Origin of the sequence: Klebsiella sp. 141153, from assembly GCF_032601995.1 — a bacterium.
Lineage (GTDB): Bacteria > Pseudomonadota > Gammaproteobacteria > Enterobacterales > Enterobacteriaceae > Klebsiella > Klebsiella aerogenes.
Window position 1 is genome coordinate 432246 of record NZ_JAQIRJ010000001.1, and the last position, 26435, is coordinate 458680.

Genomic DNA, 26435 nt, shown 5'->3' on the forward strand with positions numbered 1-26435 from the left:
TAGCCCTCTAAAGAGTCATCGGCGACGAGTTTGACTAACCCCAAAGAGTTATGTGCTACGGAAAAGATCGACCGCCGGGCGCAAAAAGATGTTATAAATTCTGGCTGCGTTTGAGTCACTATCAGGTTAAACATGGAAAAAAAGAGAGCGACGTCAATAGGCTTCGCCGCCATTATATTATGGAGCACGATGGTCGGCTTGATTCGCGGCGTTAGCGAAGGGCTAGGTCCTGTCGGCGGCGCGGCGATGATTTATAGTCTCAGCGGCCTGCTGCTCATTTTTACCGTCGGCTTTCCCAACCTGCGCCAGATCCCGCGCCGCTATCTGTTAGCCGGCAGCGTGCTGTTTGTTAGCTATGAGATCTGCCTCGCCCTGTCGCTGGGCTTCGCCGCCACCCGCCAGCAGGCCATTGAAGTGGGAATGGTCAATTACCTGTGGCCCAGCCTGACCATTTTATTCGCCATTCTTTTTAACGGTCAGAAAAGCAGCTGGCTGGTGATCCCCGGCTTATTGCTGGCGCTGTTCGGCGTGAGCTGGGTGCTCGGCGGCGAGCACGGACTCAACCTCAATGAAATTATCAATAACGTCATCTCCAGCCCGCTGAGCTACTTTCTGGCATTTATCGGCGCATTTATCTGGGCAGCCTACTGCACGGTTACCGCGAAATATGCCAAAGGCAAAAATGGCATTACCCTCTTCGTCTTATTAACGGCGCTGACCCTGTGGCTGAAGTTTTTGGCCAGCGCGCAGCCGCCGATGCAGTTTAGCTGGCCGGTGGTCATTAAGCTGATTACGGTCTCCGTGGCGCTGGGGCTGGCCTACGCGGCGTGGAACGTTGGCATCCTGCACGGCAACGTCAGCCTGCTGGCGGCGGCGTCGTACTTTACGCCGGTGCTCTCTTCCGCGCTGGCGGCGGTGCTGCTCAGCGCCGCGCTCTCATGGTCATTCTGGCAGGGGGCCGGGATGGTATGTCTCGGCTCCCTGCTCTGCTGGTATGCCACCCGCCGTTAGCCGAGGTCGCCGCCCGCCACCGGTAGCGTCACGCCGGTGATATAGCTGGCCTCATCGCTGGCGAGAAACAGGATCGCATTCGCCTGTTCCGCCAGCGTGCCGTAACGGCGCATCAGGCTGCTCGCCACCGTCTGATCGACAACCTGCTGATACCACGCCTTTTCCTGCTCGCTCGGCTGCTCTTCATTGCGCGGCGTCAGGCGCGGCGGCGCCTCCGTACCGCCCGGCGCGACGGCGTTAATCCGAATGCCGCTGCCGCTGTACTCCATAGCGATAGACCGGGTCAGCGCATTAACGCCGCCTTTCGCCGCCGAGTAAGGCACCCGGTTCACCCCTGCCGTCGCCACCGACGAGATATTGACGATGCTGCCTTTCCCCTGCTTCAGCATCCAGGGGAGCGCCGCGCGGCAGCCCCACAAGGTGGGGAACAGCGAGCGGCGGATCTCTTTCTCAATTTGTTCTGGCTGATACTCGGCGAAAGGTCGCGCCCAGATGGTGCCGCCGACGTTGTTGATGAGTACGTCGAGGCGGCCAAAATGCGCGACCCCGGCGGCAAACGCCTGTTCAGTACTCTGCCACTGCTCAAGGTCAGCCTCCAGCGCCAGTACCTGATTTCCGGCCCGGGCTAAAACGGCAGCCAGTTCGTGTACGTAAGGCGAGCGGTCAATCAGCAACAGGACGGCGCCTTCAGTTGCCGCCTGTTCCGCGGTCTGGCGACCAATGCCCTGCGCCGCGCCGGTGATAGCGACGACTTTATTGGTAAAACGCATCATGTCTCCTTACGCCGCCGCGCTCTGGCTGGCGATAAATTTCTCATACCAAAACCCTGCCGGGGAAATTCCTCGTTCGCGCAGTGCCGTGGCGACCGCATTCACCATCGGCGGCGGTCCGCAAAGATAGATGTCAACGTCGCCATTATTCAGCATCGCGTCATCGAGATGTTCAGTCACGAAGCCGCGCTGCGGGCAGGAACTGCTTTCATCCGCCACCACCGGCAGCCAGCGATATCCCGTCAGTTGCTGTTTAAACGCATCCAGCGCGTCGGTTTTCACCAGATCGTCGTCACGGGTCACCCCGTACAGTAACGTCACCGAACGCGGGCTACCCTGTGTCTGCAGGGTGTGTAACATGGACAGCAGCGGCGCCAGCCCGGTGCCACCCGCCAGCATGAGCAGCGGGCGTTCGCCGCTGCGCAAATAGAAGCTGCCCATCGGGCCGCTGAGGGTCAGGCGGTCGCCGGGCCGCGCCTGCTGGGTTAACCACTGGCTCATCATGCCGCCAGGCACGTTACGGATCAGAAAGCGCCCTTCGAGAGAACCCGGCAACGAGCTAAATGAATAGGCGCGCACATGAGGCGTGCCCGGTACCTGAATGTTGATATATTGCCCCGGCAGAAAAGCCAGAGGTTCATCCAGCGCGACCACCAGTTCGATGGCGGTATCGGACAGTAAATTCACCTGTCGTACCTGCGCCCCGGTGTTCGTCAGCGCGGTTTTACACTGCGTGGCGGCCACCGGCACGTCGATCACACAGTCGCTGGTCGGGACCATCTGGCAGGTCAGCACCTGGCGAGCCTGCGCTTCGTCGTCGCTTAACGCCTCGTCGAGATAATCCTCCCCCAGGTCGTATTCACCGCTGGCGCAGTGACATTTGCAGGTGCCGCAAACGCCGTCAGAACAGTCCATCGGCAGGTTTACCTTCTGGCGATAGGCCGCATCCAGCACCTTCTCTCCGGCATTGCATTGAATAAATCGCGTAATGCCGTCCTCAAAATTAAGAGCAATATTAAAAGTCATAAGCGCCTCTTAAATGTGGTAAACATCGATAACCTGACGGATATAGTCGTTATTCAGGCGTACCGTTTTACGAACGATCTGCGGCCTGCCGTCCTGCTCAATTAGCGTGCAGCAGGTAGAGCCGAAATAGGCATCCGTGTGTTGATAGCGATGGCTCCAGGTGACCCAGTTGTAGCGCACCGCAAGCCCCTCATCGCTCTCGCCCATCAGCTCGACATTGCTGATAATGTGCGTGGTACGCGGCTCCGGCGTGCTGGCGCCGGAACGTTCGGTTTTAATGCGATAGACACGATCCTCCAGTCCTTCACGGTTGGGGTAGTAGATAAGTGAAATCTCTTTTTGCGGGTCGCGCGTCAGCTGGTCATCGTCGCCCCATGCCGGCATCCAGTAGACCACCTGCGGGCTGTAACAACTCAGCCACTCATCCCACTGACGGTCATCCAACAGGCGGGCTTCGTAATAGAGAAACTGACGAACTTGTTCGAGATTCAGCATCAGGCCACCTCCACGCGCTGGGTAATGGACTGGTTGTAGCGCTGCTGTTCCTGTTCCAGCGCCGCCAGCATGACCGTTTGCCAGTGGTGATGATGGGCGATATACAGCGCCTCATCTTCCGATTTCACCCCGCTTAGCCGTGGCGTAAAACCCGCGTGCCTGGCGTGTTCATCCGGGCCGTCGACCCAACGTAGCGCGCCGCGGCTGAGGTCGCTCCATGCCAGATTTTCGCCAAGATAGCCGCGCTGGCAGGCGCTGAACTCTTCCAGATCGTCCGGCGTCCCCATTCCGCTGACGTTAAAGAAATCTTCGTACTGGCGGATGCGTAACGCCCGGGCCTGGTCTGATTCCCCTTTCGGCGCAAAACACCAGATGGTGACTTCGGTTTTATCGACCGCAATCGGGCGAATTACGCGGATCTGGGTAGAAAACTGATCCATCAGGTAGACGTTGGGATACAGGCACAGGTTGCGGGTTTCATTGACCATCTGGTCGGCGCGCAGTTCACCGAACTCCGCCTGCAGACGGTCGCGGTGGGCATAGACCGGGCGCACTTCCGGGTTCAACGCGCGGGTCCACAGCAACATGTGGCCGTTGTCAAATCCGTAGCCGCCGCCGACGCTCTTTGACCAGCCGTTGGCGTCAACCGCATGCGTCCCTTCCGCTTCATAGTTGCGGCGTGACATGGTTGAGGCGTAATTCCAGTGCACCACGCTGACGTGATAACCATCGGCGCCGTTCTCCGCGCCCAGCTTCCAGTTGCCTTCGTAAACGTAGCTCGACGAGCCCTTCAGCACTTCCAGTCCTTCCGGCGCCTGATCGACGATCAGATCGATGATTTTGCGGGTTTCGCCGAGATACTCCTCCAGCGGCTGCACGTCCGCATTGAGGCTACCGAATAAGAAACCGCGGTAAGACTGAAAACGCGGCAATTTTTGCAGATCGTGAGACCCTTCATGTTTGAAGGTGTCAGGATAAGCGCCGGTGCTCTCATCTTTGGCTTTTAATAATTTGCCGTTATTGCTGAAGGTCCAACCGTGGAACGGACAGGTAAACGAATTTTTATTCCCGGTTTTGCGTCGACATAACATGGCGCCGCGGTGGGCGCAGCTATTAATTAATGCATGCAATTCATTCTTTTTATCGCGAGTAATAATAACCGGCTGCCGTCCCAGCGTCAGGGTATAATAATCTCCCGGCTCGGCAATCTGGCTTTCGTGGGCGAGAAACACCCAATTACCTTCGAAGATATGTTTCATTTCAAAATCAAATAACTGCTGATCGGTAAATATAGAGCGATGGCAACGGTAAATATGATTTTCACGATCGACAATTAACGCGTTGTTAATTTTGTCTTTAAGCGCTGATAGCGTTTTTTGCATGAGTTAACTCCTCCTGCAGGATTCAGGATTAAAGATATTTGGCAAATATGGTGATTATCGGGTGTAGAGCGCGGCCCGGGCCATCAGCGTGGCCGGGGCCGCTAAAGCAGATTACTCTTTGGCGCGCAGACGGGTGCCGCGGTGCTCTTCGTCGGGGCTCAGCGCTTTACAGAGGGTGAAATCAAAGCGCACTTCGGTGTGCTCGCCGTCCAGTTCACGCTGTGCAATCGTCTCGCGGTCGCTCACTTTCACCGGGTCGGCAATCAGTCCATCGCGGGTGGCAAAGGCAAAATCATCCCACAGGTATTTGTCGCCGCTGAGGTTGATCTGGCTGGTCAGATGTTTATGCCCCGGCGCGGAGACGAAGAAGTGAATGTGCGCCGGACGGTTGCCGTGGCGGCCTAACTGATCCAGCAACTTCTGGGTTGGACCATCCGGCGGGCAGCCGTAGCCGGATGGCATGATGCTGCGCACGCTATAGCGTCCATCGGCGCCGGTGCGAATACGACGACGCAGGTTGTAGTCGCTCTGGCTCTGATCGAAGAACGAGTAATTACCCAGGGTATTGGCGTGCCAGATATCAACGATGGCGTTAGCGATCGGCTGGCCCTGGCTATCTTTAACCTGGCCGTGCAGCCACATCACTTCGCCGGCGTCGGTGCCATCATCCATGCGGGCATGGCGGTCGGCCAGTGGCGCATTGGCCACATACAGCGGCCCTTCGATGGTGCGAGGGGTGCCGGTTTCACGATGCGCTGCCGCGTCGATAGCGTCCTGACGCAGGTCGAGGAAGTGCTCAAGACCCAGCCCCGCCGCCAGCAGCGCCGCCTCCTGGCGCCCACCCAGCTCGTGCAAATAGTTCACCGCGTGCCAGAACTCTTCTTCTGTGACGTTATAGTCATCGATCAGCGTGCAGATATTCTCCAGCAAACGGTGGACAATGGCTTTAAAACGTTCGTTACCGCCTGGAACATTTAAACCCGCGCCTTCACGTAATAATTTCTGCACGGCTTCTTGTTGTACGAAAGCATTACTCATAATTATTCTCTCTTATCGTTGTAGGATATTTGCCGGGTGCCCCCGGCATGAGGTCATGTTTTATTATTATTAGCTATCGTCTTCACGAATAGACGAGGGATGACGGCACAGCGCCTCTACGCGAATATCCATAAATGGATATAACGGCAATCCCATTAAAATTTGATGCAACTCTTCGGCATCTTTTACATCGAAAATGCTGACATTGGCGTAAAGACCGGCGACGCGCCAAATATGTCGCCACTTGCCTTCACGTTGTAATTGTTGCGAATAGGCTTTTTCGCGTTGTTTAATTTCATCCGCTTCGGCGGCAGGAAACCCGATCGGAATATTAACGGTCATATCAACTTTAAATAGCATTATTTTCTCCTGTTATGCTTTACGGGAATAGAAGCGCAGCTTGTCTTCATCCAGCTCCACCCCGAGTCCTGGCGTTTGCGGCAACGCCACCTGACCGTCGGCAAAGGTCAGCGGTACGCTGACGATATCGTCTTTGAGTAGCAGCGGGCCGAACATCTCGGTTCCCCACTGCAGCGGCAATGTCGACCAGGCATGCAGAGAAGCAACGGTCCCCACGGTCCCTTCCAGCATCGTGCCGCCATACAGGCCAATCCCCGCCGCCTGCGCGACGCGGGCCAGCGCCAGCACGCTATTCGGCCCGCCCGCCTTGGCGATTTTCAGCGCGTAAGCGCCGGTAAAGCCCTGCTGCGCCAGTTGGTAACCATCGTAAGCGGTCGCGACCGCTTCATCCGCCAGGATCGCGGTTTCGATTTGCTGGCTCAGGCGCACCAGCGCTGCATTGTCCTGCGCGCTCACCGGCTGTTCGATGAGATCGACCCCCATCGCCGCCAGCTCGCGACAGCCCTTCGCGCCGGTCGCGGCGTCCCAGGCCTGATTAACGTCAACGCGAATGCTGGCGCGATCGCCTAAGGCTTCCACAATGGCGCGGGTATGGCGGAGATCGGTGGCTAATTCCCGTGCGCCAATTTTCAGCTTGAATGCCTGATGACGGCGCTCGGCTAACAGCTTTTCCCCTTCGGCAATATCTTTCGCGGTATCGCCGCTGGCTAACGTCCACAGCACCGGCAACGACGTTTGCAGCGCGCCGCCGAGCAGTGCCGATACCGGTAGCCCTAAAGCTTTGCCCTGGGCATCAAGGAGTGCGGTTTCAATGGCAGATTTTGCGAAAGTATTGCCTCTAATGGCGCTATTCATACGCGCCGTCAGCGCATTCAGGTTATCCGCCGGCTGCCCTTTCAGCAGCGGCGTCAGATAGTGGGTCAAGGCCGATGAGATAGCCTCCGGGCTCTCGACGCCGTAGCTCAGCCCGCCGATGGTCGTCGCTTCACCGATACCGCATACGCCATCGGAACGGGTAATGCGCACGATGACCAGCGTCTGGCAGCCCATGGTGGTCATCGATAATTTATGTGGCCGGATAGTCGGTACATCCACTAACCAGCTCTCAATGCGTTCTACGGTCGCAGTCATTTTTTGTTCCTGAAAGATGCATAACTTTTTGTACCCACATCCATAACGGGGATGTCTGTGCTTTGACAATAGGGTCCAGCCTGGCGGATGGTCAACGGCGATAATCGAAATGTTGTGCGATTATCGGCACGCTTGTTAAATTGCGGTTAATAATGTGATCGAGGTGGTAAAACAGGCACAATTCGCCGCACCCTGGTTTGCGCGCGGTATAGTGATTCCCCGTGAGCTTTACGTTGCAACGGAGAAAGATGCAATGAGCGACAATACCCACACTACGCTGAGCGCCAGGCAGGCCGAGCACGACCCCAATTTTATGCTGTCACTCGCCCGCGGGCTGGAGGTGCTCAATGCTTTTACTCCCCAGCGCCAGCGGCTGACCATTTCGCAGTTAAGTCAAAAAACGCAAATTTCTCGCGCGGCGGTGCGCCGCTGCCTGTATACCCTGGCGGCGCTGGGGATGGTGCATAGCCCGGACGGCCGCAGCTATGAACTGCTGCCGCGCGTGCTGGCAGTGGGCCACGCCTATCTGGCAGGAACCCCGCTGGCGAAGGTGGCGCAAACGGCGCTGGACAATCTTGGTAAGACGTTAGGTGAAAGCTGCTCCGCCGCCACGCTTGATGGCGACAACGTACTGTATATCGCCCGCGCGGCGGTCAATAACTTGCTCAGCGTCGATCTGGGCCGCGGCAGCCGCCTCCCGGCATGGACAACCTCAATGGGACGGGTATTGCTGAGCGCGTTGCCCGAAGACCAACTAGAAGTGACGCTGTCACGCGCACATCTGATGCGCTACACCCCGTATACCCTGTGCGATCCCGCGGCACTGCGCGCGGAAATCGCCAAAGTTCGCATGCAGGGCTATGCGCTGGCGGACAGGCAAATTGAAGTTGGATTATGCTCGCTTGCGGTACCGCTGCTGTCGCGTAGCGGCCAGGTGGTGGCAGCGCTCAACGTTGGCGTCCCCGCCTCTTCGATGAGCGCCGCGGCGCTGAAGGAGAAAGCCCTGGCGCCGCTGCGCCGTGCGGCGATGGAGCTTTCTCTTCAGCTATGACATTACCGTGGCGCCGGCGTATTGGCCAGCCCGCGCCAGATCCCCAGCGCCAGTAACAACAGCAGAACGCCAGCCGTCGCCAGGGAAATGCTATGGGCGCTGATGAACGCGGTTTTCGCCGCCGCGATTAGTGAATCTGACGGTATCGCGGGGAGCGATTGCGCCACCTTCATCGCCTCGCCGATGGACGATGAGGCCTGTACCGCTGCCTCACCGCCAATCCCGGCAGGCAGTTCAATCGCCGAACTGTAGCTACGGGTCAGAATCAGGCCGAACAGCGCAATACCGAGCCCCGCGCCCAATTCATAGGCCATGGTTTCAATGGCGCCTGCCGCCGACGCCTTCTCTTTCGGCGCTGCCGCCATGATCGCCGACGTTGACGCCAGCAGCGCGCTGGCGGCGCTAAAGCCCAGCAGCGTCATTAACCCCCACGCCTGCCACTGTTGCGTGCTGAAGTCGGTCATCGACAGTCCCAAAAAGCTTAAAGCGCTCAGCAACATACCGCCGGTCGCCACCTGCCGCAGCCCTAGTTTCGATACCAGCATTCCGGCAATCGGCCCGCTAAAGCCGCTGGCGACCATCACCGGCAGCATGAACAACCCGGCTTCAAACGGCGTTTTCTGATGCACGAACTGTAGCTCCTGCGCCATCAGCAATTCAAAACCAACCAGCGTAATGAGCGCGGTCATCGCCATCATCACCCCGCTTAAAATAATGCGGTGGGTGAAGAGACGCATATCCACCATCGGCGTCGGCATCGACAGCTGTTTGCGGACAAACCAGGTCAACATGGCCGCCCCGCCGATAGCCACCAGCGCGATTAGCCACAGCGCCAGCTGCCCCTTTAGCGCCGACTTAGCGCTAAACACCAGCATCAGAATGGCCGCAATCAGGATCAGCGCCTGCGGCAGATTCAGCGGTTGCTCGCGGCGGGCGGGCTGACGGGGCACAACCTTAGCGTTGATGGCAATGACCAGCAGCACGATTGGCACGTTGATCAGGAACACCGATCCCCAGTAGAAGTGTTCCAGCAGCATGCCGCCCACCAGCGGGCCAAATGCCGCGCCGCCGGATCCCACCGCGGCCCATAATCCCAGCGCCATGTTACGCTGGCTGGCTTCGGCGAAAGTGCCGCGGATCCCGGCAAGCGTCGCCGGCACAATCATTGCCGCGCCAACCGCCAGCAGCGCGCGGGAAATAATCAGCGTTATCGCCGACGGCGACAGCGCGGCGCACAGCGAAGCGATACCAAAAATTGCGCTACCGAGCAGCAATAAGCGCTTAAAGCCGATTTTATCGCCCAATGCGCCCATCGGCAGCACCATACCGGCCATCACCAACGAATAGATATCAATGATCCACAGTAGCTCGTTGCCGCTGGTGCCAAGCGCGACGCTGAGCGTCGGGGCGGCCACATGCAGCACCGTTGCGTCAATTGCTACCGGGATATAAACCAGCAAAATCGCCATCAGCGTTAACCATTGCCGAGACATACTACTTTTCCTCAATTTTCCAAATTGGACACGCGTCCAGGATTGCGATCCTGCCGGATTGTTGAACGTCTGTCCAACTTTTTGTTACCATCATCCCATCACCTCTTTATCACGGGTCGCTATGCACTATTTAAATCGGGAAGCGCGTCGGGAAGTTATCATGCAGGCCGCCATGCGAGTGGCGCTAAATGGCGGCTTCAGCGCCATGACCGTGCGCCAGATAGCCAGCGAAGCCGGCGTCGCCGCAGGTCAGTTACATCATCATTTTGCCTCGACCGGCGAGCTAAAAGCGCAGGCCTTTATCCGCTTGATCCGCGAAATGCTCGATATTCAGCTGCTGACCGATGACGCCTCCTGGAGCGAACGCCTGTTTTCATTACTCGGCAGCGAAGATGGCCGTCTCGAGCCCTATATACGCCTGTGGCGGGAAGCGCAGATTTTGTCCGATAGCGATGAGGAAATTAAGGCCGCGTATCTGCTGACCATGAGCATGTGGCATGATGAAACGGTCACGGCGATTAACCGCGGCGCCGAAGCCGGTGAATTTCAGCCGCAGGATACGGCAGAAAATATCGCCTGGCGTCTGATTGCCCTGGTTTGCGGGCTGGATGGCATTTACGCGTTGGGGATGCAAGCCATTGACGATGCCGCATTTACACGTTACTTAAAACATTATATCGCGCTGGAACTCCCTCAGGCTTAAGTTACATTTAGTAACAATTGACCACCCTTCATTGCCGGCGTGAATTCTTTCACGTCTCGATTCTTATCTATTCTCAAACAATACAATTATTAAAAACAGCTGAGCCTTAATTCCAGCCTGCACAACTTCAGCTGTTTTTTTATTTATCCTTTTGATCTCGTACGCTTTAGTGAGGGTGTTATGTCGATAGAAGGTGATAAAAAGAATCATTATCTTTTAAAAGATTGGCGACCAGAAAATGAAGCCTTCTGGGAAAATAAAGGAAAAGCCATCGCACGCAGGAACTTATGGATTTCCGTATTTTGTCTGTTACTCGCCTTCTGCGTCTGGATGTTATTTAGCGCGGTCGCGGTCAATCTCAATAAAGTTGGTTTTAATTTCACAACCGACCAGCTTTTTTTATTAACGGCGCTACCTTCACTTTCCGGCGCAATATTACGCGTCCCCTACTCCTTTATGGTACCTATAATGGGTGGGCGCTACTGGACGGTTATTAGCACGGTTATTCTGGTGATTCCCTGTTTATGGCTGGGGTTGGCAGTACAAAATCCAACTACTCCGTACTGGGTATTTATCGCTATTTCATTGCTGTGTGGTTTTGCCGGCGCCAATTTTGCCTCAAGCATGGGCAACATCAGTTTCTTCTTCCCCAAAGCCAAACAAGGCAGCGCATTAGGCATCAACGGCGGTCTCGGCAATCTCGGGGTCAGCGTGATGCAACTGGTCTCTCCCATTTTTATCTTTCTGCCGATTTTTACCTTCCTGGGCGTCCGCGGCGTTGAGCAACCAGGCGGCGCCATGCTGTGGCTTGGCAACTCACCGCTGCTGTGGGTGCCGTTACTGGTCATCGCCACCGTTTTCGCTTGGTTCGGCATGAACGATATTGCCAGTTCCAAAGCCTCGATTCGCGATCAGTTACCGGTATTGAAGCGTCCGCATATGTGGCTGTTAAGCCTGCTGTATCTGGCGACCTTCGGCTCGTTTATCGGCTTTTCCGCCGGCTTCGCGATGCTGGCGAAAACCCAGTTTCCGGATGTCGATATCCTGAAACTGGCCTTCTTCGGCCCGTTTATCGGCGCGCTGGCGCGCTCCTTCGGCGGTATCATTTCCGACCGTCTGGGCGGCGTACGGGTGACGCTGGTTAACTTCATTCTGATGGCGGTCTTTACCGGCCTGCTTTTCCTCACCCTGCCGGGATCCGGTTCCGGAAGCTTCTTCGCCTTCTACGTGGTGTTTATGGGCCTGTTCTTAACCGCCGGGCTTGGCAGCGGCTCCACCTTCCAGATGATCGCCGTGATCTTCCGCCAGCTTACCATTGATAGCGTGAAAAAGCGCGGCGGCAGCGACGAACAGGCCCAGCACGAAGCGGTGACCGATACCGCCGCCGCGCTCGGTTTTATCGCCGCAATCGGCGCTATTGGCGGTTTCTTTATTCCAAAAGCCTTCGGGACCTCTCTGGCCATGACCGGCTCGCCGGTGGGCGCGATGAAAGTCTTTTTTGTCTTCTATGTGGTTTGCGTGCTGGTGACCTGGCTGGTCTATGGCCGCCGTAAACCCGCCTAACCATAACGATTTATCTGCCGGATGGCGGCTTACGCCTTATCCGGCCTACGAGTTCGTTCGCTCATCCGGCCGGGTGGCACGATGCCGGACATCATCGGAGCAGGAGAAATGTCATGAGTAAATTACTGGATCGCTTTCGCTACTTTAAGCAGAAACGCGAGACCTTTGCCAACGGCCACGGTCAGGTCTACGACAACAACCGTGACTGGGAAGATAGCTACCGGCAACGCTGGCAATTCGACAAAATTGTCCGCTCCACGCACGGTGTGAACTGTACCGGCTCCTGTAGCTGGAAAATTTATGTCAAAAACGGCCTGGTCACCTGGGAAACCCAGCAAACCGATTATCCGCGCACCCGACCGGACCTGCCAAACCACGAACCGCGCGGCTGCCCGCGCGGCGCCAGCTACTCCTGGTATCTCTACAGCGCCAACCGCCTGAAGTACCCGCTGGCGCGTAAACGGCTGATTGAGCTGTGGCGCGAAGCCCTGACACAGCATCCCGACCCGGTACAGGCCTGGGATAGCATCATGCAGGACCCGCTGAAAACCCGCAGCTACAAAGAAATTCGCGGTAAAGGCGGCTTTGTACGCTCCAGTTGGAAAGAGTTAAATCAACTGATCGCCGCGGCCAACGTCTGGACCATTAAAAACTACGGTCCGGATCGCGTCGCGGGCTTTTCGCCGATCCCGGCGATGTCGATGGTCTCCTACGCCGCGGGCACCCGTTATTTATCGCTGCTCGGCGGCACCTGTCTGAGCTTCTATGACTGGTATTGCGATCTGCCGCCCGCCTCGCCGATGACCTGGGGCGAACAGACCGACGTACCGGAATCCGCTGACTGGTACAACTCCAGCTACATTATTGCCTGGGGTTCAAACGTCCCGCAGACGCGAACCCCGGACGCCCACTTCTTCACCGAAGTGCGCTACAAGGGCACCAAAACCATCGCCATTACTCCGGACTATTCGGAAGTCGCCAAGCTCTGCGACCAGTGGCTGGCGCCGAAGCAAGGTACCGACAGCGCGCTGGCGATGGCGATGGGCCACGTGATCCTCAAAACTTTCCACCTCGATAATCCGAGCGATTACTTTCTCAACTACTGCCGTACCTATACCGATATGCCAATGTTGGTGATGCTCGACCGTCGTGACGACGGCAGCTATGCGCCGGGCCGTATGCTACGCGCCGCTGACCTGCTTAACGGACTGGGAGAAAGTAATAACCCGGAATGGAAAACCGTCGCCTTTAACGCCGACGGCGAACTGGTCGCGCCGAACGGATCCATCGGCTTTCGTTGGGGCGAAAAAGGCAAATGGAATCTCGAACAGCGCGCTAACGGCCGTGACGTCGACTTAAAACTGTCTCTGCTGGATATACACGATAGCGTGGTGTCGGTCGGCTTCCCCTACTTCGGCGGCAATGAAAACCCGCATTTTCGCAGCGTGAAGCAGGAGCCGGTAACGCTTCATCAACTGCCAGCGAAACAGCTGCCGTTAGCCAGTGGAGAAAACGCTCTGGTAGTGAGCGTGTATGACCTGGTGCTGGCGAACTACGGTCTGGATCGCGGCCTTGACGATGCCAATGCCGCGCGCGACTTCGCGGATGTGAAAGCCTATACCCCGGCGTGGGCCGAACAGATCACCGGCGTGCCGCGTCACCATATCGAGCAAATCGCCCGCGAGTTCGCCGATACGGCGCATAAAACCCATGGCCGTTCGATGATTATCCTTGGCGCCGGTGTGAACCACTGGTACCACATGGATATGAACTACCGCGGGATGATCAACATGCTGGTATTCTGCGGCTGCGTCGGTCAGAGCGGCGGCGGCTGGTCGCACTATGTCGGCCAGGAGAAACTACGCCCGCAGACCGGATGGCTGCCGCTGGCGTTCGCGCTGGACTGGACTCGTCCACCGCGGCAGATGAACAGTACCTCTTATTTCTACAACCACGCCAGCCAGTGGCGCTACGAAAAACTAACCGCTCAGGAGCTGCTCTCACCGCTGGCCGACGCCAGCAAATTCAGCGGCCATATGATCGACTTCAACGTTCGCTCCGAGCGCATGGGCTGGCTGCCTTCCGCGCCGCAGCTTAACGTTAACCCGCTGAGCATCAAGCAGCAGGCCGACGCTGCCGGGCTGTCCCCCGCAGAGTTCACCGTCCAGTCGTTAAAAGCAGGCGATATTCGCTTTGCCGCCGAGCAGCCGGATAGCGGCCACAACCACCCGCGCAACCTGTTTATCTGGCGTTCGAACCTGCTGGGATCGTCCGGTAAAGGCCATGAGTACATGCTCAAGTACCTGCTCGGTACCGATAACGGTATTCAGGGCGAGGAGTTTGGCGCCACCGCTGACGTGAAGCCTGAGGAAGTCGAGTGGCAGACCGCGGCGATTGAGGGCAAACTCGATCTACTGGTGACCCTCGATTTCCGCATGTCCAGTACCTGCCTGTTCTCAGATATCGTCCTGCCGACCGCCACCTGGTACGAAAAAGACGATATGAACACTTCGGACATGCACCCGTTTATCCACCCGCTTTCCGCCGCCGTCGACCCGGCATGGGAGGCGAAAAGCGACTGGGAAATCTACAAGGACATTGCGAAAAGTTTCTCTGAAGTATGCGTCGGCCACCTTGATAAAGAGACCGATGTGGTACTGGTGCCGCTGCAGCATGACTCTCCGGCGGAGCTGTCACAGCCGTTTGATGTCCTCGACTGGCGCAAGGGCGAATGCGATCTCATTCCAGGCAAAACCGCGCCGTCAATTGCGCTGGTTGAACGTGACTACCCGGCCACCTGGGAGCGCTTCACCTCGCTGGGGCCGTTACTCGATAAGCTCGGCAACGGCGGTAAAGGCATTTCGTGGAATACGCAAAACGAAGTCGACTTCCTCGGTAAACTCAACTACGTCAAGCCCGACGGTCCGGCCAAAGGCCGCCCGCGCATCGACAGCGCGATCGACGCCAGTGAAGTCATCTTGAGCCTGGCGCCGGAAACTAATGGCCAGGTGGCGGTGAAAGCCTGGCAAGCGCTGGGAGAATTTACCGGCCGCGACCACACCCATCTGGCGCTGAATAAAGAGGATGAGAAAATCCGCTTCCGCGATATTCAGGCGCAGCCGCGCAAGATCATCTCCAGCCCAACGTGGTCTGGTCTGGAAAGCGAACATGTCTCTTATAATGCCGGTTATACCAACGTTCACGAACTGATCCCGTGGCGCACCCTCTCCGGGCGGCAACAGCTCTATCAGGATCATCCCTGGATGCGCGCCTTCGGCGAAAGTCTGGTGGCCTATCGCCCACCTATCGATACGCGCAGCGTCAGCCAGATGAAGGACGTGCCGCCAAACGGCTTCCCGGAAAAAGCGCTCAACTTCCTGACCCCGCATCAGAAATGGGGTATCCACTCGACCTATAGCGAAAACCTGCTGATGCTGACGTTGTCGCGCGGCGGACCCATCGTCTGGCTAAGCGAAACCGACGCAAAAGAACTGGGGATTGAAGATAACGACTGGATTGAAGCCTTCAACGCCAACGGCGCCCTCACCGCGCGTGCGGTGGTGAGCCAGCGCGTGCCGCCGGGCATGACCATGATGTATCACGCCCAGGAACGCATTATGAATATCCCAGGTTCGGAGGTGACCGGTCGTCGGGGCGGCATCCACAACTCCGTCACCCGTGTCTGTCCAAAACCCACGCATATGATTGGCGGCTACGCTCAACTGGCTTACGGCTTTAACTACTACGGCACCGTCGGCTCCAACCGCGACGAGTTCATTATGATCCGCAAAATGAAAAACATTGACTGGCTGGATGGCGAAGGTCGCGACCAGGTACAGGAGGCGAAAAAATGAAAATACGTTCACAAGTCGGAATGGTGCTGAATCTGGATAAATGCATCGGCTGCCATACCTGCTCCGTCACCTGTAAAAACGTCTGGAGCAGCCGCGAAGGGATGGAATATGCGTGGTTCAACAACGTGGAAACCAAGCCCGGTATCGGTTACCCCAAAAACTGGGAAGATCAGGACGAGTGGCAAGGCGGCTGGATCCGCGGTATCAGCGGCAAGCTCACTCCCCGTCTGGGCAACCGCGTCAGCGTGTTGTCGAAGATTTTCGCCAACCCGGTGCTGCCGCAGATTGACGATTATTACGAACCCTTTACCTACGATTATCAGCACCTGCACAACGCGCCGGAAGGCAAATACTTGCCTACCGCCCGCCCGCGTTCGCTGATTAGCGGCGAACGGATGGATAAAATCAGCTGGGGGCCAAACTGGGAGGAACTGCTCGGCGGCGAGTTTGAAAAACGCGCCAAAGACCGCAACTTCGAAGCGATGCAAAAAGAGATGTACGGCCAGTTTGAAAACACCTTCATGATGTATCTGCCGCGTCTTTGCGAACATTGCCTTAATCCGAGCTGCGTGGCTACCTGCCCAAGCGGCGCTATCTACAAGCGCGAAGAAGACGGCATCGTGCTGATCGACCAGGATAAATGCCGCGGCTGGCGGATGTGCATCAGCGGTTGTCCGTACAAAAAAATCTACTTTAACTGGAAGAGCGGCAAATCGGAAAAATGCATCTTCTGCTATCCGCGCATTGAGTCCGGGCAACCGACGGTGTGCTCCGAAACCTGCGTCGGCCGCATCCGCTACCTTGGCGTGCTGCTGTACGACGCGGACCGCATCGAAGAGGCGGCCAGTACCGAACATGAAACCGACCTCTACGAGCGCCAGTGCGAGGTGTTCCTCAACCCTAACGACCCGGCGGTCATCGAAGAGGCGTTGAAGCAGGGTATTCCGCATAACGTGATCGAAGCCGCGCAACAATCACCGGTGTATAAACTGGCAATGGACTGGAAGCTGGCGCTGCCGCTGCACCCGGAATACCGAACCTTACCGATGGTCTGGTACGTCCCGCCGCTGTCGCCGATTCAGTCCGTCGCCGACGCCGGCGGCCTGCCGAGCAACGGCAACATTCTGCCGGCGGTCGAAAGCCTGCGTATACCGGTACAGTATCTGGCGAACCTGCTGAGCGCCGGCGATACCGGCCCGGTCCTGCGCGCGTTAAAACGCATGATGGCGATGCGCCATTACAAACGTTCGCAAACCGTTGAAGGCGTGACCGATACCCGTGCGATTGAAGAAGTGGGCCTCAGCGTCGAGCAGGTGGAAGAGATGTATCGCTACCTGGCGATCGCCAATTACGAAGACCGCTTCGTGATCCCCACCAGCCACCGCGAACTGGCGGAAGACGCCTTCCCTGAACGCAACGGCTGCGGTTTTACCTTCGGCGATGGTTGCCATGGTTCTGATACTAAATTCAACCTGTTCAACAGTCGTCGCATCGACGCGATTGATGTGGGAGACGTTCGTCGACATGGGGAGGGAGAGTAATGCGGCTTCTCAAAGTCATCGCTTTACTGCTGGAGTATCCCGACGACGCGCTGTGGGATAACCGCGAGGAGGCGCTGGCGCTGGTCAGTGCCGATGCGCCCGCCCTGACGCCGTTTGTTACGCGATTACTGGCGGCGCCGCTGCTCGACCGTCAGGCCGAATGGTGTGAGGTGTTTGAGCGCGGTCGCGCCACCTCGCTGCTGCTGTTTGAACACGTTCACGCCGAATCGCGCGACCGCGGCCAGGCGATGGTCGATCTGATGAACCAGTATGAACAGGCGGGTCTGCAGATCGATTGTCGCGAACTCCCGGACCACCTGCCTTTATATCTTGAGTATCTCAGCACTCTCCCGTTGGCCGATGCCCGTGAAGGACTGCAGAACGTCGCGCCCATTCTGGCATTGCTCGGTGGACGCTTAAAGCAGCGCGAATGCGATTACTATCAACTCTTTGACGCCCTCCTCACGCTGGCGGATAGTCCACTCAATAGTGACAGTGTCACCAGGCAGGTAGCGAGCGAGAAGCGTGACGACACGCGCCAGGCGCTGGATGCGGTGTGGGAAGAAGAACAGGTGAAGTTTATTGAAGATAATGCAACCGCTTGCGATAGCTCGCCAATGCAAGCTTATCAACGACGCTTTAGCCAGGATGTGGCGCCGCAGTACGTCGACATCCGCGCCGGAGGCCCGAAATGATACAGTACTTAAACGTCTTCTTTTACGATATCTACCCTTATCTCTGCGGCACCGTGTTCCTGGTGGGCAGTTGGCTGCGCTATGACTACGGTCAGTATACCTGGCGCGCGTCATCCAGCCAGATGCTCGATAAACGGGGCATGGTGCTGTGGTCGAACTTATTTCATATCGGCATCCTCGGCATCTTCTTCGGCCACTTCTTCGGGATGCTGACGCCGCACTGGGTCTATTCATGGTTCCTGCCGATGTCGCAGAAACAGGTGATGGCGATGGTGCTGGGCGGCGTCTGCGGCGTGCTGACCCTGGTCGGCGGCATAGGCCTGCTGGTGCGTCGTCTGACCAACCCGCGCATTCGCGCCACCTCCACCACTGCGGATATCCTGATCCTGTGCATTCTGCTGATTCAGTGCGCGCTGGGGCTGACGACTATTCCGTTCTCCGCCCAGCATCCGGACGGCAGCGAAATGTTGAAACTGGTAGATTGGGCGCAGGCGGTAGTCACCTTCCACGGCGGCGCATCGGCGCATTTGGATGGTGTCGCGTGGGTGTATCGCGTCCATCTGGTGCTGGGGATGACTATCTTCCTTATTTTCCCGTTCACCCGACTGGTTCACGTCTGGAGCGCGCCGATAGAGTATTTCACCCGCCGCTACCAGGTGGTGCGTTCCCGGCGCTGAAAGCCAGCGGCTTTTATCATTCATCCCTACCGGTAGCCCGGACGAGGCGCCTACGCCGACTCCGGGTATTTATCAGCCCTGGCTCCAGCCTTTATGCCGGATGGCGGCTACGCCTTATCCGGCCTACAACGACTGCCCCGGCCTGCCGGGAACGTCTCAGCGATTTTGAGGCCACCAACATCGGCAGTTTCAGTCAGCATTGATGCGGTTGTAGCGGTGTAGCCCGGACGAGGCGCTTGCGCCGACTCCGGGGTCATATTCATCGGCCACGGCTCCAGCCTTTATTCCGGATGGCGGCTACGCCTAATCCGGCCTACGGCGACCATGCGCTTTCCTCGTCCCGTTATAAACGTTACTTCCCGGCTTCCGGATGGGTATCGAACGCCGCCATTACCGCTGCCAGCGCAGCTTCGCTGAACCCGTGTTTTGGGTCGTCTACACCTAATCCGAATCGGGTTTGCAGCGCTTCATACAGCGCCGACACGTCCGCAAGATCCACCTTCTCCACCACGTGGTTGTTCTCCCAGTGGGTAAAATGGAAATTGGTGAGCGTCATTTTCCCGCCGTCAGGCAGATGACGGCACATCAGCAGATGGTGACGAAAGTGGGACTGCGGCCAGTGCGCCGACCAGAAGTTACCCATCACATAATCAGAAGCATACTGTCGACCCAGATCGAAATGGTACATCGACTGCCAGTGCTCATGATGATTAAACTGCAGCGTCCACTCATCGCCTTCATGCACCAGGCGATAAATACCATGCGGCGTATGCTGCGGAATATCCGCCAGCAGCTTAATCGGCGCGGTCAGCGTCTGGCCGCCGAAACCGACGTCGGCGATCCAGCGTTCGCCCTCCACTTCCACCAGCAATAAGCGATGGGTACGCGGCGGCATTTGTGGCGGATTAGCCAACACCACGCGCCCCAGCAGGCTGCGAACCGAGAAACCAATCTCACTTAGCGCCCGCTGCAACAGCCCGTTCTGCTCAAAGCAGTAACCGCCGCGGCGGGCGGTGATTAACTTCTCCTCGAGCGCCCGATCGTCAAGGTGGATTTCACGCGGTAGTAAAACGTCCAGATTCTCAAACGGGATCGCGCTATTGTGATGGCTATGCAACTCCCGCAGGGTGTCAATGGAAACATCGGGGGTTCCCGTCCAGGCCAGACGAGTAAAATACGCGCTTAAAAATGGGGTCATCAACGCCTCCAGCTTTTGGTGTCCGACATTTATAGCGTATTTTTTCCCCGCGACGGCGTATTTTGTGCGATCGCGCCAGATGATTTCTGATTTAGGTCGCGGTTGACGTATTGATTACCTTTGTATTGTGAATAAACTACTTACAGGCATTCGCCACTCACCAAGGAACGCTTATGAGCCGTTTTCGCCACGTCGAACTTCAGTACGCCAGTCGCCTGCTCAACCACGGCCCGACCATTATGATCACCAGTTATGACGCGCAGTCAGGGCGGCGCAACGTGATGTCCGCCGCCTGGTCGATGCCAGTTGAATTTGCCCCGCCTCGCGTGGCTATTGTGGTGGATAAAAGCACCTGGACGCGTGATCTCATTGAGCGTAACGGCGCCTTTGGTATCGTGGTGCCAGGCGTGGCCGCCGCCAGTTGGGTCTATGCGGTAGGCAGCGTAAGCGGGCGCGATGAAGATAAGTTCAATGCTTACGGTATCCCGACGGTGCAGGGTCCCGAACTGGGGTTACCGTTAATTGAAGAGAAATGCCTGGCGTGGATGGAATGCCGTCTGCTACCCGCCACCGCGGCACAAGAACAATACGATACGCTGTTTGGCGAAGTGGTTGCCGCCGCGGCCGATGAACGCGTTTTCGTCAGCGGCCGCTGGCAGTTTGACGATGATAAACTCAATACCATTCACCATCTCGGTACCGGTAATTTTGTCGCCAGCGGACGTCACGTGCAGGCCAATACGCCAGAAAACAAATAAGGTTTCCTACGACGCCTGGTGTTGACGGCGGCGGTCATCGCTGGGAGTCAGGCCAAAGACCTTTTTATAAAGCGTCGTGAAGTGATTGCTATTGGCGAAACCGCATAAAAAGGCGATTTCTGTGATCGTCATTTCCGTTTCCCGCAGTTTTACTCGCGCGGATACCAGGCGCAGGCGCTTGACATAATTATCGGGCGTTAATCCAGTCGCCTCTTTAATATGACGAAAAGCAGTGCGCGACGTCAGGTGAAATTGTTCAGCAAGTTGCGGCCAGTTATGTTCCTCAAAGCAATGTTCCTGTAACCAGGTGAGCAGCTTATGGAGTTTGTATTTAGTGGTGCTATATTCGACTTCACTTTCCGCTCGTTGAATAAGCGTAATTAGCTGAAAAAAGGTGGCCTCACGCAGGGCGTTATTCTTAGTTTGTTGGTATTCGGCACTACATATTTTTTCAATCAATAGCTTACACTGTTGCCGGGTCTCCTGCGATAACCAACCGTAGCGCGAGGAGTCGGTGGCCGCAAAGTTTTGCAATAACGGTGCAAGTTCGCGTAAATAGATAAAATCAACCTGCGGATTAATTAATAGATTAATTAACTTCAGCGTCCCAAGCTCATCATAATAATGCGTATCGCCAGGAGAAACATAAAAAACATCCCCTTGTTGAATATACAAAGGCCGGCCATTAATAACGTGGAGGCCATGCCCTTGTTCAACTATCACTAACTCCGCGAATTCATGACCATGTTCGCGGTTATTATCCTCTGGATCGCTGGCGTAAATAGCCAGTTTAGCGAGTGGATTGCTGAAATAAGAATCAATAGTCAACGTCATCATCACTTAATATCCAATACGGCAAGGCAGCTGATAGCACGATAATGCATTTCCCAAGCCACTATCGGTAAGATTTATCAAATTGTGATCGCCAACCGCCCCATCCCACTGCCATTGCCAACATGGCCATCGCGTTGGCATTGCCAGAGTGGTTGCCACTCACATCGTCATTTTATGCTGCGAGTCCCCTAACTTTGAGGACGCAGTATGTCACAAGCCATGCAATACAACGCCCAAGTTGCGATGATCCGCCATCCGCAGTTTTTACGCACCGCGGAGTCGCTTAAACCCGCACTGCACAGCGAATACCGCGAACCGCAGGCCATTATTGACGCTCATGCCGATGCCAGCGCACCCTTCGGCTGGCAGGCTGTGGAGCTTTGCACCCCACAGCAATTTTACCAGCGTGAATTCACCAGTGGCGACAGCGTCATCGTGGACTTCGGTAATCACTTTGTTGGCTATGTTGAGCTGGCATGTCTAAGCGTCGGCAGTCCTCCCGATGCCCCGGCGCACCTTCATTTTACCTTCGGCGAGACGCTGAGCGAGGTTTGTGAATCATTTGATGATTACCGGGGCTGGCTCAGCAGCAGCTGGTTGCAACAGCAGGATTTGTGGATTGATGAACTTCCTGGAGAAATCAGACTCCCGCGACGCTATTGCTTTCGTTATCTCAAAGTGGAGGTCAAGGCGGTTTCCAGAAAATTTAATCTGTGTTTCACCCGACTGCGCATCCATGCCGTCAGTTCGGCCCACTGTATCTGCCCCCCATCAACTACCCAAGACCCACGTTTACAGCTTATCGACCAGACAGCCGTACTGACGCTGAAGAATTGTATGCAAGACGTATTCGAAGATGGGCCCAAGCGCGACCGTCGTCTGTGGCTTGGCGATCTCCGCCTGCAGGCGCTGGTTAACGATGTCACGTTCGCGAATCACTCGCTGGTTCGCCGTTGTTTGTATCTTTTTGCTGGCCATACCCGGCAAGACGGTATGGTTTCCGCCAATATTTTCGTTCAGCCACAAGTCATAGCCGACGACACCTTTTTGTTTGATTATTCGCTGTTTTTTGTTGATACGCTGTTCAACTATCTACGCAGTACCGGCGACGTAGCCACCGCGCAAGAGCTCTGGCCCACCGCCAGACGGCAAATCGAGTTGGCGCTTGAACGTTGCGATAAACAGCATTTGGTTCGCGATAGCGACGACTGGTGGGTATTTATCGACTGGCAAGAGACACTAAACAAGCAAACTTCGGCCCAGGGCGTCTTAATTTACTGCCTGCAGCGCGCCGTATTGCTCGCCGGACAATTTCAGCCCGAGTTAGTAGCGGGTTATCAGATGCATCTGCAGCAGCTAAAGTCGGCTGCGCTGTCCTGCTTGTGGGACGAAGCGCAAGGATTTTTCATTAGCGGCGCGCAACGTCAAGTCTCCTGGGCATCACAAATCTGGATGGTGCTAGCCGAAGTCGGCAATAGTGCGCAACGAGAAACGCTCATGCGTCATCTGTTTTCCTCCCCGCCGTCGGTGGCCATCAACACGCCCTATCTGCGTCACCATTTTGTTGCTGCTCTGCTGCAATGCGGGCTACGCGCGGAAGCTATTAACGAAATCAAAGCCTACTGGGGCGCGATGATAGATTACGGCGCGGATACGTTCTGGGAGGTTTTTGATCCTGACAACCCTGAGTTTTCACCTTACGGCAGCAAGCTGATTAACAGCTATTGTCACGCGTGGAGCTGTACCCCTGCCTGGTTTATCCGCCAATATAATCTTTAATAACAATTAAATACGAGCATATCATTATGGCAAACAATACATTCACTCTTTGGCGGCAACGCCTGGGCTACGGCATCGCAGATCTCTCCTGCAATTTGGTGTGGCAGCTTATCTCTCTGTACCTGATGTTCTTCTACACCGATGTAATGAACTTACCCGCCTGGTACGTCGGCGTGATGTTTCTGGTGACACGTCTGGTGGATGGCGTGGCCGATGTACTGATGGGGCTGGTAATAGACAATACCGCAACCCGTTGGGGCCGCTGTCGTCCCTATTTGCTGATTGGCGCCGTACCGTTCGGCCTGCTATGTATCCTCGCGTTTTACGTCCCCGACTTCTCCACTACCGGAAAATTGATTTACGCCTTTATTACCTATCTGTGTCTGTCGTTTCTTTACACACTGGTCAATATTCCGTTTTGCGCGATGCTGCCGTTTCTGACAAACGATTCCCAGGAGCGCACTACGCTCTCGGCAGTACGAATCTTACTTGGCTCGTTGGGGGCGACCATTGTCGCCGTCACCACGCTGCCGCTTGTCAGCACTCTCGGTCAGGGCGATCAGGCTCGTGGGTTTTTCTATACCGCGGTGATGTTCGGCGTGATTGCCACTTTTTTTCTACTGGTCAGTTTCCGCAACGTCAAAGAAACAATCACCATCACTCAAGAAAAAATGACTCTGAAACGCGCCTGGTTCAGCCTACGCGCCAACCGTCCGTGGTGGGTTTTCGCGATTAACATTTTCCTGATGTGGGGCGCCTTTTTCTTCCAGACAGGCGCGTTGGTTTACTTCTTCCACTACTACGTCGGCAATAGCAGTCTGACGGCAATCGTCGCCGGTATTTCGACATTTGTGCCTCTGCTGGGGACATTGACCGTCCCACTGCTGGCCAGTCGGCTAAAAAAACGCCATGTCTACCTGATTGCCAGTGCTATCAATCTCATTGGTATGATCGTAATGATGGCGGCAGGGGTAAATAGTTGGGGTTTGGTTACTGGTGCGGTGATCCTTTCGCTCGGTGCCGGACAACGCACGGCTATTTACTTCTCAATGCAGGCGGATCCGGTGGATTATGGCGTCTGGAAAACCGGAGTGAATACCGCTGGGATCCTGACCTCAATCAATGGTTTTCTTGGCAAAGTGGCCATGGCTGGCGCTGGCGCGATTACGGGCGCCCTGCTCACTTCAGGCGGCTATATCGCCAACCAGGCGCAAAGTGAAACGGCGATGCTGGCGATAAAGTCCTGCTATCTCTACATTCCGGCGCTACTGATCTTTGCCTCGATGTTGTGGATGGGTCGTTTTTATCGGCTTGACGATCATTACGAGCAAATCCGCGCAGACCTCGATGGCGGGCGCTATGCCACGTCCGACATTCATTCAACAGACGGAGAACGTCAGGCGATTTAAGTTCGCCCCCTCTTTTATTACCTCTGAAACTGACAAGGATAAGTATGCGTCTCTCTTTGATTTGCGCAGCAGTTTGCTGCGCCCTTTTTTCGGCCTCCGACGCGTTGGCCGCGCCGCTCACTATCGAGCAGCGGCTGGCCCAACTTGAGGCCAGACTGAAACATGCGGAACACCAGGCAGCCGAAGCAAACCGCCGTGCGCAGCAGGCCGAACAGCGAACCTCCGTCGCGGAACAACGCGCCAGCAATGCCGAAAAACAGATACAAACCCTAAGTAAGCGCACTGATGCCGGCGAACAAAAACAGCAGCAGCTCAGTCGTCAATTGGCCAAATCCACCGACGATAACGGTTTTGAATTTAATGCCTACGCCCGTTCCGGAATGCTGGTGAACAGCCATGGTAAAGGCGCGCGCGGCGGACCCGGTATTTCACCGGCCAGTTCGCTTAACGGCGACGCCCACGTGGGTCGTCTTGGCAATGAGAAAGATAACTATGTTGAACTGAGCTTTGGCAAAAAAATGACCTTTAGCGACGGTTCATGGGCACATTTCAAAACAATGCTTGCCGATGGCGCCACCAACCCGGATCCGTGGGTGCAGGATAATAATAGCCACCACCTTAACGTACGCCAACTGTATGTCGAGATGGGTAGCTTCGCTGATTTTAGCGGTCCATTTAACCAGGCGTCGATTTGGGCCGGAAAACGCTTTGATCGGGATAACTTCGATATTCACTTTACCGATAGCGATATTATGTTCCTCGGCGGTACCGGCGGCGGAATCAATGATGTGCGTTGGAGTCAACAGCTTCGGGGCGATTATTCAGTCTACGCCCGCAACTTTGGCGATTTAGGTAGCGATAACTATGAAGATAACGATATTCAGAATCTGATGTTTACCGCCAATCATTTCTGGCGAAACTGGCAGTTAATGACCACGGTAATGACCGCGCAGGGTAATGACACACTAAAAGACAACACCTCAACGACCGGCAGTTATGCGCTACGTAGCGACAATACCGCCAAAAATGGCTATTACGCGATGTTAGCTTATCACGACAAACAGCAGTTCTACGGCCTTGCGCCTGGCATCTCAGAAAGCGCCCTGCAGTACGGTGGCGGTTTAGGCGCAGAAGCTCGCCAGCCGGGCAGCGACGGCGATCTTACCGGGAATGCTAAATCCCTGCGTTTTGCTTCTTACGGTATTTTGCCGCTAGGGAAAAACTGGCAATTGGCGCCATCGGTCATCGCGCAACACAGCGAAAACCGTTATCGTGACGGCGACCGCTACGACTGGGCTACTTTTAACCTGCGTCTTTCCCAAGGGATCACCCGCAACTTTGCCCTGCTATATGAAGCCTCCTGGCAATATATGGATTTGAATCCTAATGGCCGAACCTATCGCTATAACGACAATGTTTATCAGTATCAGGCCGTCAGCGGCGATTTTTACAAGCTTACCTTCGCACCAACGTTTAAAGTCGGCGACATTTTCGATATTAAAGCTCGCCCGGAGATCCGCTTCTTCGCAACATGGATGAACTGGGACAAAGCTCTGGATCATTACGCCATTAACGATGATTTTGGTAGTTCTGGTTTTACCGCCGGCGGCAACTGGAATTTTGGCGTACAGACAGAAATCTGGTTTTAAATAGGGTACAAAATGACG

21 protein-coding genes and 1 pseudogene are annotated in these 26435 nt (G+C 56.0%); 12 read left to right on the forward strand and 10 right to left on the reverse strand.

What is annotated here, in order from left to right; all coding sequences use genetic code 11:
- The first annotated feature begins 132 nt into the window (after nucleotides 1-132).
- A complete protein-coding gene (yddG, locus tag PGS10_RS02130; protein ID WP_163310964.1) occupies nucleotides 133-1011 on the forward strand; it encodes an aromatic amino acid DMT transporter YddG in 879 nt (292 codons plus the stop codon).
- Here the strand turns inward: yddG and PGS10_RS02135 are convergent.
- The 7 genes and pseudogenes from PGS10_RS02135 to PGS10_RS02165 all read right to left on the reverse strand — a co-directional run bounded on the left by PGS10_RS02135 (nucleotide 1008) and on the right by PGS10_RS02165 (nucleotide 7257).
- Complete coding sequence (locus tag PGS10_RS02135; protein ID WP_047048657.1) at nucleotides 1008-1781, reverse strand: 1,6-dihydroxycyclohexa-2,4-diene-1-carboxylate dehydrogenase; 774 nt, start codon at nucleotides 1779-1781, stop codon at nucleotides 1008-1010. The two genes, yddG and PGS10_RS02135, sit on opposite strands and share 4 nt — an antisense overlap.
- 9 nt (nucleotides 1782-1790) lie before the next feature.
- Nucleotides 1791-2807 (reverse strand): benzoate 1,2-dioxygenase electron transfer component BenC, encoded by a 1017-nt coding sequence (gene benC / locus PGS10_RS02140; protein ID WP_049060279.1) that lies wholly within the window; start codon nucleotides 2805-2807, stop codon nucleotides 1791-1793.
- 9 nt (nucleotides 2808-2816) lie between these two features.
- A complete protein-coding gene (benB, locus tag PGS10_RS02145) occupies nucleotides 2817-3302 on the reverse strand; it encodes a benzoate 1,2-dioxygenase small subunit (RefSeq protein WP_015366457.1) in 486 nt (161 codons plus the stop codon).
- The gene (locus PGS10_RS02150) at nucleotides 3302-4684 is read right to left on the reverse strand and encodes a Rieske 2Fe-2S domain-containing protein (RefSeq protein WP_045394118.1); all 1383 of its coding nucleotides are present in this window, start codon (nucleotides 4682-4684) and stop codon (nucleotides 3302-3304) included. Before PGS10_RS02150 ends, benB begins: the two co-directional genes overlap by 1 nt.
- 111 nt (nucleotides 4685-4795) lie before the next feature.
- Complete coding sequence (gene catA, locus PGS10_RS02155; RefSeq protein WP_015705528.1) at nucleotides 4796-5722, reverse strand: catechol 1,2-dioxygenase; 927 nt, start codon at nucleotides 5720-5722, stop codon at nucleotides 4796-4798.
- Nucleotides 5723-5791: 69 nt separating this feature from the next.
- Nucleotides 5792-6082 (reverse strand): muconolactone Delta-isomerase, encoded by a 291-nt coding sequence (gene catC / locus PGS10_RS02160; protein ID WP_015366454.1) that lies wholly within the window; start codon nucleotides 6080-6082, stop codon nucleotides 5792-5794.
- A 12-nt stretch (nucleotides 6083-6094) separates the two neighbouring features.
- Nucleotides 6095-7257, reverse strand: a pseudogene (locus tag PGS10_RS02165) (muconate cycloisomerase family protein).
- Between the two features lie 209 nt (nucleotides 7258-7466).
- Between PGS10_RS02165 and PGS10_RS02170 the strand changes: the two are divergent.
- On the forward strand, nucleotides 7467-8264 hold the full coding sequence (locus PGS10_RS02170; protein WP_047048665.1) for an IclR family transcriptional regulator domain-containing protein: 798 nt from the start codon (nucleotides 7467-7469) through the stop codon (nucleotides 8262-8264).
- A gap of 2 nt (nucleotides 8265-8266) precedes the next feature.
- Here the strand turns inward: PGS10_RS02170 and PGS10_RS02175 are convergent, their stop codons facing one another.
- On the reverse strand, nucleotides 8267-9757 hold the full coding sequence (locus PGS10_RS02175; protein ID WP_063415991.1) for an MFS transporter: 1491 nt from the start codon (nucleotides 9755-9757) through the stop codon (nucleotides 8267-8269).
- 121 nt (nucleotides 9758-9878) lie between these two features.
- Here PGS10_RS02175 and PGS10_RS02180 point away from each other — a divergent pair, with 121 nt between their 5' ends.
- The 6 genes from PGS10_RS02180 (at nucleotide 9879) to narI (ending at nucleotide 18790) form a co-directional block, all read left to right on the forward strand.
- On the forward strand, nucleotides 9879-10460 hold the full coding sequence (locus PGS10_RS02180; protein ID WP_316422347.1) for a TetR family transcriptional regulator: 582 nt from the start codon (nucleotides 9879-9881) through the stop codon (nucleotides 10458-10460).
- Nucleotides 10461-10640: 180 nt separating this feature from the next.
- Nucleotides 10641-12023 (forward strand): NarK family nitrate/nitrite MFS transporter, encoded by a 1383-nt coding sequence (locus PGS10_RS02185; RefSeq protein ID WP_049060100.1) that lies wholly within the window; start codon nucleotides 10641-10643, stop codon nucleotides 12021-12023.
- A gap of 113 nt (nucleotides 12024-12136) precedes the next feature.
- A complete protein-coding gene (locus tag PGS10_RS02190) occupies nucleotides 12137-15877 on the forward strand; it encodes a nitrate reductase subunit alpha (RefSeq protein WP_316422348.1) in 3741 nt (1246 codons plus the stop codon).
- Nucleotides 15874-17418, forward strand: a complete 1545-nt coding sequence (gene narH, locus PGS10_RS02195; RefSeq protein ID WP_047048682.1) for a nitrate reductase subunit beta — start codon at nucleotides 15874-15876, stop codon at nucleotides 17416-17418. The genes PGS10_RS02190 and narH overlap by 4 nt, the downstream gene beginning before the upstream one ends.
- The gene (narW, locus tag PGS10_RS02200; RefSeq protein WP_045394098.1) at nucleotides 17418-18113 is read left to right on the forward strand and encodes a nitrate reductase molybdenum cofactor assembly chaperone; all 696 of its coding nucleotides are present in this window, start codon (nucleotides 17418-17420) and stop codon (nucleotides 18111-18113) included. Before narH ends, narW begins: the two co-directional genes overlap by 1 nt.
- Nucleotides 18110-18790 carry a respiratory nitrate reductase subunit gamma gene (gene narI / locus PGS10_RS02205; protein WP_045394095.1) on the forward strand — a complete coding sequence of 227 codons (681 nt, stop codon included), beginning with the start codon at nucleotides 18110-18112 and terminating at the stop codon, nucleotides 18788-18790. The genes narW and narI overlap by 4 nt, the downstream gene beginning before the upstream one ends.
- A gap of 352 nt (nucleotides 18791-19142) precedes the next feature.
- On the opposite strand, the gene nhoA is transcribed toward narI, so the two are convergent.
- Nucleotides 19143-19988 carry an N-hydroxyarylamine O-acetyltransferase gene (nhoA, locus tag PGS10_RS02210; RefSeq protein WP_045394092.1) on the reverse strand — a complete coding sequence of 282 codons (846 nt, stop codon included), beginning with the start codon at nucleotides 19986-19988 and terminating at the stop codon, nucleotides 19143-19145.
- A 173-nt stretch (nucleotides 19989-20161) separates the two neighbouring features.
- On the opposite strand from nhoA, the gene PGS10_RS02215 reads away from it, so the two are divergent.
- Nucleotides 20162-20746, forward strand: coding sequence for a flavin reductase family protein (locus PGS10_RS02215; protein ID WP_045394090.1), 585 nt, complete (start codon nucleotides 20162-20164; stop codon nucleotides 20744-20746).
- A 6-nt stretch (nucleotides 20747-20752) separates the two neighbouring features.
- On the opposite strand, the gene PGS10_RS02220 is transcribed toward PGS10_RS02215, so the two are convergent.
- Nucleotides 20753-21583 (reverse strand): helix-turn-helix domain-containing protein, encoded by an 831-nt coding sequence (locus tag PGS10_RS02220; RefSeq protein ID WP_045394088.1) that lies wholly within the window; start codon nucleotides 21581-21583, stop codon nucleotides 20753-20755.
- A 204-nt stretch (nucleotides 21584-21787) separates the two neighbouring features.
- Here PGS10_RS02220 and PGS10_RS02225 point away from each other — a divergent pair, with 204 nt between their 5' ends.
- From PGS10_RS02225 to PGS10_RS02235, 3 genes are read left to right on the forward strand one after another with little or no spacing between them, the layout of a single operon-like run.
- Nucleotides 21788-23359, forward strand: a complete 1572-nt coding sequence (locus PGS10_RS02225; protein WP_316422350.1) for a sugar hydrolase — start codon at nucleotides 21788-21790, stop codon at nucleotides 23357-23359.
- Between the two features lie 26 nt (nucleotides 23360-23385).
- On the forward strand, nucleotides 23386-24768 hold the full coding sequence (locus tag PGS10_RS02230; protein WP_316422351.1) for an MFS transporter: 1383 nt from the start codon (nucleotides 23386-23388) through the stop codon (nucleotides 24766-24768).
- Nucleotides 24769-24812: 44 nt separating this feature from the next.
- Nucleotides 24813-26417 (forward strand): carbohydrate porin, encoded by a 1605-nt coding sequence (locus tag PGS10_RS02235; RefSeq protein ID WP_047048694.1) that lies wholly within the window; start codon nucleotides 24813-24815, stop codon nucleotides 26415-26417.
- The last annotated feature ends 18 nt before the right edge of the window (nucleotides 26418-26435 follow it).